The sequence below is a fragment of the Synechococcus sp. W4D4 genome (assembly GCF_047716805.1).
In the GTDB taxonomy this organism is placed as follows: Bacteria; Cyanobacteriota; Cyanobacteriia; order PCC-6307; family Cyanobiaceae; genus Vulcanococcus.
Map to the genome: position 1 here is coordinate 2,118,543 of NZ_CP180404.1, position 11,434 is coordinate 2,129,976.

Sequence of the window (11,434 nt, forward strand, 5' to 3'; positions counted from 1 at the left end):
CAGAGTGGGCCGATGAACGTCGACGACCTTCGCGAAGCGATCGCCTCGGATAACCCCGGCAGGGCGCGTCCTGCCTTGGCCAGCCTGGTCAATGCAAGCCCTGAAGAAGCGGAGCCGCTGTTGCTGCTCGGGCTTGAGCAGGACGACATGATCCTGCGTCAACTCAGCTGCTCAGGGTTGGGTCACAAGCCCACGCCTGCCGGCTGGGAGCCTTTGGTGCAGACCTTGAAGTACGACTCAGAGGTGGCCGTGCGTGCGGAGGCGGCGAATGCTCTGGTGAGTCATGGTCTGGATCGGGCCTGGCCCTTGCTGTTGGACGCGTTCGTGTCTGAAGACGAGTGGCTGATTCGCTGCAGCATCCTGTCGGCGGTGGCTGAGCACCCCGAGATCGCTCAGGAGCAACTGCTGCAGTTGGCGCGCCTCGCCGTGGCCGAGGCCGATGGCACGGTGCGAGTTGGCGGCACAGAAATCTTGGCTCGCTTGGTTCGTGAGGGCAGTAGCGCGGCGCGAGAGGTACTCCAGGGCCTGCAGCAGGACAATGATCACCGCGTGGTTGCGGCCGCGTTGAACGGGCTGCAGTCTCAGCCTTGCTAGGTTTTGGCAGTCACTAGGGGTGCCTCCCACGCGGGGGCTGAGATCACACCCTCCGAACCTGATCCGGGTCATGCCGGCGCAGGGAAGTGAGAAGAGACACTCAGGTTGCGCCCCCGCCCAACGCCATAGCGGTTATGCGTAGCGCCTGGATCGAAAAGCGCAAAGGTCAAGCCAACGTCTCACAGATGCACTACGCCCGGCAGGGGGTGATGACTGAGGAGATGGCCTATGTGGCGAAGCGGGAGAACCTGCCTGAGTCGCTGGTCATGGAAGAGGTGGCTCGCGGCCGCATGATCATCCCGGCCAACATCAATCACACCAACTTGGAGCCGATGGCGATCGGCATTGCCTCCAAGTGCAAGGTGAACGCCAACATCGGCGCCTCACCGAATGCTTCCGATGCCTCTGAAGAGGTGAAGAAGCTTGAGCTGGCCGTGAAGTACGGCGCTGACACCGTGATGGATCTGTCCACCGGTGGCGTGAATCTCGATGAGGTACGCACGGCGATCATCAATGCTTCGCCGGTGCCCATCGGCACGGTGCCTGTGTATCAGGCCCTCGAGAGCGTGCACGGCTCGATTGAGCGTCTCTCGGAAGATGACTTCCTGCACATCATTGAGAAGCACTGCCAGCAGGGCGTCGACTACCAGACCATCCACGCTGGTCTGCTGATCGAGCACCTGCCCAAGGTCAAGGGCCGCCTAACCGGGATCGTCAGCCGTGGCGGCGGGATCCTGGCCCAGTGGATGCTTTATCACCACAAGCAGAACCCGCTCTTTACGCGCTTCGACGACATCTGCGAGATTTTCAAGCGCTACGACTGCACCTTCTCCCTGGGCGATTCCCTGCGTCCGGGCTGTCAGCACGATGCCTCTGATGCCGCTCAGTTGGCTGAGCTGAAGACCTTGGGTGAACTCACCCGCCGCGCTTGGAAGCATGACGTTCAGGTGATGGTCGAAGGTCCGGGCCACGTGCCTTTGGACCAGATCGAGTTCAACGTCAAAAAGCAGATGGAGGAGTGCAACGAGGCGCCCTTCTATGTGCTCGGTCCTCTGGTCACCGACATCGCCCCCGGTTACGACCACATCACTTCAGCGATCGGTGCAGCCATGGCCGGCTGGCATGGCACGGCGATGCTCTGCTATGTCACCCCCAAGGAGCACCTCGGTCTGCCCAATGCCGAGGACGTGCGAGAAGGTCTGATCGCTTACAAGATCGCAGCCCACGCTGCTGACATCGCCCGTCATCGTCCTGGTGCCCGCGATCGCGACGACGAGCTGAGCCGCGCCCGTTACGCCTTCGACTGGAACAAGCAGTTCGAACTCTCCCTAGATCCTGAGCGAGCTAAGGAGTATCACGACGAAACTCTTCCTGCTGATATCTACAAGCAGGCCGAGTTCTGCTCGATGTGTGGACCCAAGCACTGTCCAATGCAGACCAAGATCACCGATGAGGATCTAGAACGCCTTGAAGCTCAGCTCGCTTTAAAGTCAAGTTCCTAACCTTATATTATCCGCCGAACTATTATAGATTAGGTGCTTCCTTCTTCAAAGATGCAGCTTGATCCCAGACACAAAGCCCAGTATAATTGCTGCAAAACCTACAAGCATATGCAAATAGCAGCAGAGGCGAAACCTCAATGAATAAATCAATTCAGAAAGATTACCATAAAGAGTCTCCTCAGTTCTGAGAGGGTGAAAATGGCAAACTCGAATACCTTAAGCCTGCGACCCTAATCATGACTCCCATCGCACTAAATAATGCTTGCCGAGTGTGTAGATCTACCAACATGGCAGCAGTTGTTGACCTAGAAGATGTACCGAAGTCTGCTCAATATTTTCCACATAACGCTAACTCCGATAAAAACCATGACTCTATACGTCTCCGGATTAAACAATGCATGCATTGTGGACATGTGCAGACTTGCAATGACCCAGTCTCGTATTACAAAGATGTAATTACAGCGGCATCATTATCAGAGCCATTGTGGCAAGCTCGAAAACGAGTCTTGCTAAAGTTAGCAGATAAAGTTAGTCCAGATGAAAATCTAAGACTACTAGAAGTTGGTGCTGCAAAAGGACAGAATATCAAAAAGATAAAAGAAGATCTTGGTTGGGACGCAGTCGGTCTTGAGCATAATATCAATTCTATTAACCATGCACAGTCTCAGGGAATACCAGTTCAACAAGGATACATCCAAGGAAATGAAGACTTCGCATCCTCATGCCTTCCCATACTTGGCAAGTTCGACATTATTGTCATCTACAACTTTCTAGAACACATGGTTGATCCGTCTGGGGTATTGACACTGTTGCACCAGATACTTAACAAGAATGGAATTATCTATGCAACAGTTCCAAGCCTAGATTTTATAGCATCCACGAACTGTGTTCACGAGTTCATCGCCGACCACTTGTCTTATTTCTCGAAGGAGACTCTAGAACACTTGTTTGTCCGAGCTAATTATGATGTTATTTACGCAAATCGAATCAACAACGGCAATGATCTTGAAATAGCCTGCAAAAAGAAGGCGATCCAATCTTGCCTCGCAAGAGTTGATATCGGGTTATTTAAGTCGTTTGTTGTCGAGATAAATAGGACAATTGCCCAGTGCCGTGAGTCGGGCTGCAATATCATATTCTGGGGCGCAGGACATAGATCATTGACACTATTAAGCCAACTTGACTATGGAAAAATTGATGCTATTGTCGACTCGGCGCCATTTAAGCAGGGCTTATTTGGACCGGTTAGCCGATTACCAATAATCTCCCCTCAGGCTCTGCGCAAGCGAAAAGGAAAGATAGCCCTGTACATATCCCTTCCAGGAATCTATGCCGATGAAGTTATTGCCGGACTAGAGGAAAGCGATTTCATGATGGACTGCATATACAAAGTTCATGAACAATCCATTGAAACCATTAAACCTTTGAAGTGATGCGCTCCACTTTGGCAGCTGAACACCTAGAGCAAAACCTTCCTATAAGTCCCTCTAAAGTGGGACCCAGAATTAAGATAGACACATGTCTGAAGTCAAGCCAAGAATATTCCATCAACCGAAGCAAAACCTTGCTGACATCCTCCCTTTAGACACGCCCTTCTCCGTTCATCTGGATGTCTGCAGTACTTGCAACTTTACTTGTACTTTCTGCTTTCAAAATGATAAGCAGGGCATGAAAGATGCAAATATATCATGGGGGATGATGGACCTGCAAGTCTTCAAGCGTTGTGTTGATGACTTGAAGAAGTTTCCTCAGAAAATCAAAAAGATTAAGATCGGCAATCATGGAGAACCAACTCTCCATCCAGACTTGCCTGAAATGATTAAATACGCCCGGGACGCGAACGTTGCTCATGTAATCGAGATGTTCACTAATGGTTCCAAGCTGAATCCGGAATTAAATCAAAAACTTGTAGATTCGGGACTGCAGCGGATAAATATATCTGTTGAAGGACTAACAAAAGAAAGCTACAAGCGCATTGCAGGCTACAATATTAATTACGATGAGTTTATCGCTAATATTACAGACCTATACAACCGCAAGACATTAGAACTCTCTATGTATATCAAAGTTGTAGACCATGCAGTAGTAAAATCTGAGCCTGGAAAACCAACAATTGATCTTTCCCCTGAAGACAAAGAACACTTCTTTAGTCTCTTCGGAAGTATTTCTGATGAAATGTCTATTGAGAATATCGTTCCACAGTGGGCTGAGACAGATCAAAACGAACTAACTGAGGTTGGCATGTATGGTCAAAAAATTGAATATCTCAAGAAAGTCTGTCCATTCCCCTTTATGTACCTACATGTGAATAGCGATGGGTCAGTAGCCGGGTGCACTCTCGATTGGGCGAGAAAAGTTCTGGTAGGAAACCTTGGTTCGAACAGCTCGCTCTTTGATATATGGAATGGAGAAGGCATGAAGCAATTACGTCTTCGGATGCTCAAAGGAGAGAGAGATCAGATACCAATGTGCGATAGTTGTAATGCACCGAATGTGTGCGTGATAGACGATCTTGACCCTTGCATGGAGCAGCTGATCGAAAGGTATAATTGAAAGAATGCATAAGATTGTTATTGCAGGTGCCAATGGATTCCTTGGTAGGAATATCTACGAGTCATTCCAATTAAAATATCCATCTGCTCAGGTCCGTGGATTAACCAGAGATACGCTTGATCTTGCATCGCTAAGTCAAGTTAAAGACTATTTCTCCTCATTCAAGCCGGATATCGTCATTCATTCTGCAGTCACAATCTCTGATATCGCCAATAATATAAAAATGCATCATGCGCTAGAAGCTTCATCTAACTATTGCGGCAAAATTATCACCCTAGGATCTGGAGCTGAGTACAATCCTAAAGCCTATAAACCTTTAATGAAAGAAAGTTATTACGGAAACAGTGTTCCGGAAGATCCTTATTCACTTTCAAAATATCTCATATCTAGAATGATACAATCGGGCCCTTCAAACATATCAAATCTTCGCCTTTTCGGAATCTTTGGCATGTACGAAGATTATACACGTCGCTTTATCAGCAACAATATTGTTCGGCATATCTTGGGCATGCCACTCCAAATGAATAAAGACATATCATTCGACTACATGTATGTACCAGATTTCCTGAGTTGCCTTCATGAATATGCCCAGTCAAGCAATAAAGACTTTGCCTATAATCTCTCAACTGGTAATCCTCTGAAGTTCTCATTTATACTTAAGACTATGTGCAATTGCCTGGGCCTACCCGCAGATTCCTTTACCATTCTTGACGAGATATCCACTGACTACGAATACTCTGGTGATCCAGGTAAATACGTCCAAGAGTTTGGTCCACTTAATCTTACTCCGCTGACTCAGTCAATCACTGAGCTTTATGAGTACTATCTCTCCCAAAGAGATTCACTAGTCTTGCCAACATAGCGTATATCTCTTTCCGCAGCCTAAAGGTATAATAAGTCATACGTGGACTAAATCTGTATCGCAAAAGAAACTGTAATAGCTTAGATTCGTCATCTCGCCTCATGAAGTATCTCCAATATTGTTCGTCTCGGTACCTGCCTATAAGAGATTTAAGTGCTTCTTGGCTATTTGCAGAAACTTCATCCCTTAAGCATATCTTAGCAATATATCCCGACATTTTCGAGGCTTTATAGGAGTTGCTAAGGACAAGACCTGTTTCCATATTAATGCTGGAATCAAGAAGGCCTCTTGTCTTAACTGATACAACCTCTAATCGCTCGTGGACATCCAAATGTAGCCCTGCTTTGTTACTTAGTCTCTGATCTCTCTTTCTTATCATGTGATTATATACTGGTAATTGCAGCACTCCTATACTCTCTGCAATTCCAAGGTAATCAAGATTGAACTCTACGTCCTCGAGCTGCACAGCAGATTCAGTGAAACGAATCATCCATCTATTTAAGACTGACAACTTAAACACTCTCCCCCAACAATGCTCAAAGAGGCAATATTCTCGAGGATATCTTAAGTAATCAGCCATATACTCTTGGAGCCTCTCTCTCTCAAACTGACATAAACAACCGGTTGAAAAATCTCCATTCTCAAGCCCACACCAATTGACACTTTCTGAGATGACGGCATTCTTGCTGTCACTTCTAACTTGTTTGTGAAGTCCGCACATGTAGTCATAACTCTGCGCATGTTCTAAGAGAAGCGCGGTATTCTTATCTATGGTGTCATCGGCATCAACAAACATTACATGTGAACCATCAGACATATTCAAACCAATATTTCTACATTTACTCGGCCCACTTGGCGCATGTAAGTCTATTACTGTTACAGGAATATCGTAAGTCCTTCTGGCAATATCTCCGGTCCTGTCTCTGGAAGCATCATTTATAACAAATACATCGCGAATATGGCTTCCAATGTGGCCTAGAGATAGAATGCAGTCTTCGATATAGTCTTCAGCATTGCAAGCCGGAATAATCACGCTTAGCCAGGGGGTCATCACATCCTTAATCGTCTATTGTGCTAAAGTTAGCATGCTCAAGTATCGGCGATCATGATTTACGAGGGATTTGAGCTTGACTCTCTTTATGAATACAATACTTCCCTCTTAATCGAAAGGATTAAGAGTAATAATCTATCAATTCACTTGTACGGCTGCGGCATTCAGGCGAGGACAGCGATAGCTATATTCTTAAAGCTTAATCTTGAGACCAACATTCGTGTTTATGATAGTAACATAGCAAAGATTGGCTCTGACTTCTGCGGCTTTACGGTAGAAAGTACAACCTATTTTGCTGAAGCTCCTAACTCTATTGTCATTTTAACCTGCTGCTTTCCCGAGCAAGTTCTTCGAGCACTCGAAGCCCGACACAGTATCTATAGCCTGCTGCCCCTTTATGATGCATACAAGCATATGCTGTCTCTTGAAGATTTAAACTCTGACGGACTTAACTACTCTCGAAGTCTGGCAGATATGGCTCGTGAGATGCAGCTTTATCAGAATGAGCTCCTATCTGTTAGGTCTAAACTCGCATCAGATTCCCTCAACCTTAAGTCTATTGATGCCGTCGTCACCGAAGGTTGTTCACTTAAGTGTATTGACTGCTCAAACCTGATGCAATATTATCAAAAGCCAAAAAGTGCTGATATTGACACTTTGATTGACGCATCTAGGAGGGTGCTGGAAGCAGTCGATTATGTATATGAGTGGAGAATCCTCGGAGGCGAACCTCTAATCTTCAAGAACCTCCCGAAGTATCTAAACTTCTTGTCTTCCTTCTCTAACATTAAATCTATACTTATTTTCACCAATGGAACAATTCTGCCAAATGAATCGTGCCTAGAAGCCATAAAGACATCCGGCTCGGTTCTGGACATCTCAAATTATAACACTCATTCGAGACGCATCAATGAGCTCATCCATTTGTGCGAAGAAAACGATATTCTCTATTCTGTAAAAGACCCAATATGGTCTGACTCAGGTAGAATTCACAAACACAAAGGCGAAAGCCTGGATCAACTCCAAGAGAAATTCTTTAATTGCTGCACAAAGGACGTCCTGACATTACTCCACGGTAAACTATACCATTGTCCATTTTCTGCAAACCTTATAAACCTAGATAGTACCTACTTCAATGCAGGGGATGTTTTGTCTGTTGACGCCTCGTCATCCAATCTGCGTTCAGAAATCTCTTCTTTCTACACTTCTAAAACTTACCTCAATGCATGTAACTACTGTAATGGTCGAGACTATACAGTCCCGTTGATACCCACCGCAGTCCAGACCCGCAAACCCCTGCCGTTACCGTAATCAATGTACTTTTTTAATACTGATCTTTTTCAAACTCTTCAAGACCTCTCTTCTCATTCTCTCCAAGCTGTTAAGTCAGAATTTGAGGCTGAAGGCATAAGACGTTCAGAGTTGAATGCAATTTCTGCTATCTGTGCACCGCTTCAGGTACCTCAAGCGTTAAAGATTGGGGGCTGTGAGGCAGTGACCGACCTCTATGACTGCCTCAGTCCACATATATCGTATGTAGTTGCACCAATGATTGAGACTGCATATGCGGCCCGCAAATATGTCTCAGCGGTCACTAAGGTTACTGGCGCCTCAACAACACCCCCCGATTTCCTTCTGAATATTGAGACCAACACCAGTTTTAACAATATTGAATCAATACTTGAAGAATGCTCGCAAAGTCCTCTGATCAGGGGGGTCGTCTTTGGGCGAGTAGATTATACATTCTCTCTCGGTCTAGATCGGGATTCTATATCTTCAGAGCGCGTCTCTAAAGATGTGCTCAAAGCTGCTCAATTCGCCAAAGACTACAATCTCGACTTTGTTGTTGGCGGCGCTATTTCCGCAGACTCGAAAGAACTTCTTCAAAATCTTGCCTCAGTTCATCTAACTCGATTCGAGACTAGAAAATGTGTATTCGATTCATCCCTTCTTGATAGCACTTACTTCGAAGAGGTACTCAGAAAGGCTGTACGGTTTGAGCTATTGTGGTTGCAATCTAAGAAGAACTTTTATGAGTCTCTTTCGAATGAAGACTCCTCGAGAATTGAGATGCTTTCTAGGCGACATGTATACGGACTAAGCGACGGCTGTAGTAAGATTGGGCTAGTTTGAGTCTGCTGATGCAAGCACGCTCTAGGACGTACATGACGTTGGCTTCGTTTCTGGAAGCCTATCAATGCCTTGTATCTAATGAATCTCACAGATCCAATGATAAGCTCACTACTCTTCTTTCAATCTTCTATTTAATAGATTCTCCGTTCTTTGATCAGACTGCCCATACCCCATCATCAATCCAGACGTTTTATGCGAATCACTACCTAAGGGAAATAACCGGCGTCTCTTCTCTCCCATTGCCGTCAGTTCTTTTGGACTACGCACTCTCCGATGACTTCGGGGCTGACCTATTCTATATATCAACACTAGCATCAAAGCATAAGTCCTGGACTATTGAGAATGATTTTTCCCGGCAAGAGTTCTATTGTCGACAAGATATAGCCAATCCGCACGTACTATCCCTTTCTCCACATTCAGCCACCCTGATTTCCTTCATAGATAGTCTAGCGGTCGAGTCTGATTCGGCCGCCTATATCACTGGCCCACTCGAGCCTTCTCAATCCATATTTGACCAAATAAAGAATCGTGGATTCGCGATCCAAGATAACTTTCTGACTCCATCAGTACTTGCTCAGATCTCGCAGATCTTTGATCAAATCTGTGCGCATGAGCTTAGAACTAAAAATGCATATCTATACGGCGAAAACGGAGCCAACCAGCGCGTCTATAATCTTGTGGCCAAACATCCTATCTTCCAAGACCTCATTACCTGTCCGTATATTGTCAATGTATGCAACCGCGTTTTTGACAGGCCAACTTTTCATGAAAAGTTTGGTTTAAATAGTTTAACAGGACATATTGTCGCTCCAGGCTCACCAGCTATCCCATGGCATCTTGACTCTGTAGTTCCCGAGCCTCTACCCGAATGGATGGTTCGCTTTATCTGTATTCTTCCACTTGACGATTTTACTCCCACAAATGGCGCCACAGAGTTTGTGCCGGCTTCTCATTTACAACGTAGACGACCTACTCCAGAAGATGTTAGATCACTAACTACTCAAGAGACGGCTGTATGCCCTGCTGGATCATTAGTCCTCTTTGATGGAGCAACTTGGCACCACAGCAGTGCTAACAGGACTAGTCTTCCTCGAAGAGGCCTTATGCTCAGTTTCGGCTCAAGCTTGTTCATGGAGCTTTGTGGCGAAGAAGAGCATCTCACCGTCATTCCTCAAAAAACTATACATTCATTTACCCCTAAGCTTAAGCAGATGATCGGATATCAAAGAGCAATAAAAAGAGGAGCGCAGACCATTGATGAGTCTATCTATAGTATTTCTTTGCAGAAGTAGTCTATGCACCCTTTGATAGACTCTTTTCAAACTCTATATCGCGGTAAATTACTATATCACGCTTGTCAAGTCTTTCCCCAAATAAATCTTTGTATCTTCTGTGGTTTTCGATTATATTCTCTGGAATGTTGCTAAAAAACTCTAGCGAGCTTGCTTTGCGCCTGTCGACGAACTCCCAACTGTCAATCTCGACAATGAAAGAGATGAAGTGTCTTCTTGAATCTTTTATTGGAAGAATAGTTTCACTACACGCAACGGCAGTCCAACTATCAGGCCTTATGCCGCATTCGTTCATACAGGTAAGGAAAACTCGATCACCGATTGCCTCGCCTACACGCATTATCCCTCCGGGTATATGCCAACCTGCTTTGGGAACATCTCTTGCTCTCTCTCTCCAGGTAAGTCCAATATGGCCCAACTTATTCCTTATCACTACTTCAACATTGACCAATGGCAGCAAGTATGACGCCCCCTCAAAAATACTTTGAGGCAAGCCTATCTCTGGCTTGCGTACGAGTAGCCTCAGCAGTCCGAGCATTCTTTGTTACTGTCTAAACCAACAATATGAAAATACTTGCTCAGTATATTAGCCATCCTAAACTCAACCAAGGCGTTAACTAGCCCACCTGAAATGTAAACCTCCCTGTTACCCCTGTCTTCATTATTTGCTTTCAGGTATCTATTGACAGCCTTGTGTAGTGACAGCGCCCATTTAGCTACTTCCGCCTCTGCGTTCTCCGCTCTTATCTTCCTTAATGCTTTTCTTATGCCATCTGGTCTTGCATTCAAAATATAACCCTGTCTTTCAACATCTACAGACCACCTAGAGGCAAACCCTGCGGCTGAGAAGATCGTACATAACCTTGCATCATCTCTTAGCACCTTGGGACACCACTCGGAGAGCTCTCTGTCGCACCACTCGTCTAACCTTTCGTGTGCGATTTCGTATGAGCGTATATATTCTTCTGAAAATTCGAACCTTTCGATCTCCTTACTGCGTACGGCTAGCCCAAGTGATGTTCCTACCGTTACCAGTGCTTGATTGCAATTCTTTTCTTGTGGGAGAAACATCATTTGACAGACAACATCATTTACGACTATGCATCCTTTGTTACGAAGACTGGCAACGTCTATTTCTTTTGCTATTGGAGGACAGTATACGGATGGTTCCGACGTGACTGGACCCGGCAGGCCAACTACGAGTTTTCCATGCCGATGTGATTTGAGTTCAATCTCTATTAAACTATGAATAAACTCTTCTTTCGATTTCTTTGCTTCTGTCCAGTGGTGGACTTGTGACCACTCTTTTGTTCCGTTCACCCATCGGCTTGTCTTACAGCTAGACCCTCCAACATCAACTAGAAATGCATTCATCTACGCCACAAGCGATCATCCACATTTTAAATGATTGCTCTAAAAGATGTCAAACCCCTCTTAATTGATAATC

General features: G+C 45.8%; 11 protein-coding genes and 1 riboswitch. Of the genes, 8 read left to right on the forward strand and 3 right to left on the reverse strand.

The genetic code is table 11. The annotated features are described in order from the left end of the window. Positions 1 to 12: 12 nt before the first annotated feature. The 5 genes from ACLM42_RS11645 (at position 13) to ACLM42_RS11665 (ending at position 5,511) form a co-directional block, all read left to right on the forward strand. Positions 13 to 594 (forward strand): HEAT repeat domain-containing protein, encoded by a 582-nt coding sequence (locus tag ACLM42_RS11645; protein WP_415399204.1) that lies wholly within the window; start codon positions 13 to 15, stop codon positions 592 to 594. A 5-nt stretch (positions 595 to 599) separates the two neighbouring features. Next, a riboswitch (TPP riboswitch) is annotated at positions 600 to 696 on the forward strand. A 32-nt stretch (positions 697 to 728) separates the two neighbouring features. Beyond that, positions 729 to 2,096 carry a phosphomethylpyrimidine synthase ThiC gene (thiC, locus tag ACLM42_RS11650; RefSeq protein WP_415399205.1) on the forward strand — a complete coding sequence of 456 codons (1,368 nt, stop codon included), beginning with the start codon at positions 729 to 731 and terminating at the stop codon, positions 2,094 to 2,096. A 236-nt stretch (positions 2,097 to 2,332) separates the two neighbouring features. Beyond that, the gene (locus tag ACLM42_RS11655; RefSeq protein WP_415399206.1) at positions 2,333 to 3,529 is read left to right on the forward strand and encodes a methyltransferase domain-containing protein; all 1,197 of its coding nucleotides are present in this window, start codon (positions 2,333 to 2,335) and stop codon (positions 3,527 to 3,529) included. 85 nt (positions 3,530 to 3,614) lie between these two features. Continuing rightward, a complete protein-coding gene (locus tag ACLM42_RS11660; RefSeq protein WP_415399207.1) occupies positions 3,615 to 4,649 on the forward strand; it encodes a radical SAM/SPASM domain-containing protein in 1,035 nt (344 codons plus the stop codon). 4 nt (positions 4,650 to 4,653) lie between these two features. Continuing rightward, positions 4,654 to 5,511, forward strand: a complete 858-nt coding sequence (locus tag ACLM42_RS11665) for an NAD-dependent epimerase/dehydratase family protein (RefSeq protein ID WP_415399208.1) — start codon at positions 4,654 to 4,656, stop codon at positions 5,509 to 5,511. On the opposite strand, the gene ACLM42_RS11670 is transcribed toward ACLM42_RS11665, so the two are convergent. Beyond that, positions 5,453 to 6,562 carry a glycosyltransferase family 2 protein gene (locus tag ACLM42_RS11670; protein WP_415399209.1) on the reverse strand — a complete coding sequence of 370 codons (1,110 nt, stop codon included), beginning with the start codon at positions 6,560 to 6,562 and terminating at the stop codon, positions 5,453 to 5,455. The genes ACLM42_RS11665 and ACLM42_RS11670 overlap by 59 nt on opposite strands. Positions 6,563 to 6,616: 54 nt before the next feature. Here ACLM42_RS11670 and ACLM42_RS11675 point away from each other — a divergent pair, with 54 nt between their 5' ends. The 3 genes from ACLM42_RS11675 (at position 6,617) to ACLM42_RS11685 (ending at position 9,987) form a co-directional block, all read left to right on the forward strand. Next, complete coding sequence (locus ACLM42_RS11675) at positions 6,617 to 7,873, forward strand: radical SAM protein (protein WP_415399210.1); 1,257 nt, start codon at positions 6,617 to 6,619, stop codon at positions 7,871 to 7,873. A 111-nt stretch (positions 7,874 to 7,984) separates the two neighbouring features. Then, positions 7,985 to 8,695: an aldolase/citrate lyase family protein gene (locus ACLM42_RS11680; protein WP_415399211.1), complete on the forward strand. Its 711-nt coding sequence runs from the start codon at positions 7,985 to 7,987 to the stop codon at positions 8,693 to 8,695. A gap of 8 nt (positions 8,696 to 8,703) precedes the next feature. After that, on the forward strand, positions 8,704 to 9,987 hold the full coding sequence (locus ACLM42_RS11685) for a phytanoyl-CoA dioxygenase family protein (protein ID WP_415399212.1): 1,284 nt from the start codon (positions 8,704 to 8,706) through the stop codon (positions 9,985 to 9,987). 1 nt (position 9,988) lies between these two features. Here the strand turns inward: ACLM42_RS11685 and ACLM42_RS11690 are convergent, their stop codons facing one another. Next, the gene (locus tag ACLM42_RS11690; RefSeq protein WP_415399213.1) at positions 9,989 to 10,525 is read right to left on the reverse strand and encodes a hypothetical protein; all 537 of its coding nucleotides are present in this window, start codon (positions 10,523 to 10,525) and stop codon (positions 9,989 to 9,991) included. Further along, on the reverse strand, positions 10,510 to 11,361 hold the full coding sequence (locus tag ACLM42_RS11695) for a hypothetical protein (protein WP_415399214.1): 852 nt from the start codon (positions 11,359 to 11,361) through the stop codon (positions 10,510 to 10,512). The genes ACLM42_RS11690 and ACLM42_RS11695 overlap by 16 nt, the downstream gene beginning before the upstream one ends. Positions 11,362 to 11,434: the final 73 nt, after the last annotated feature.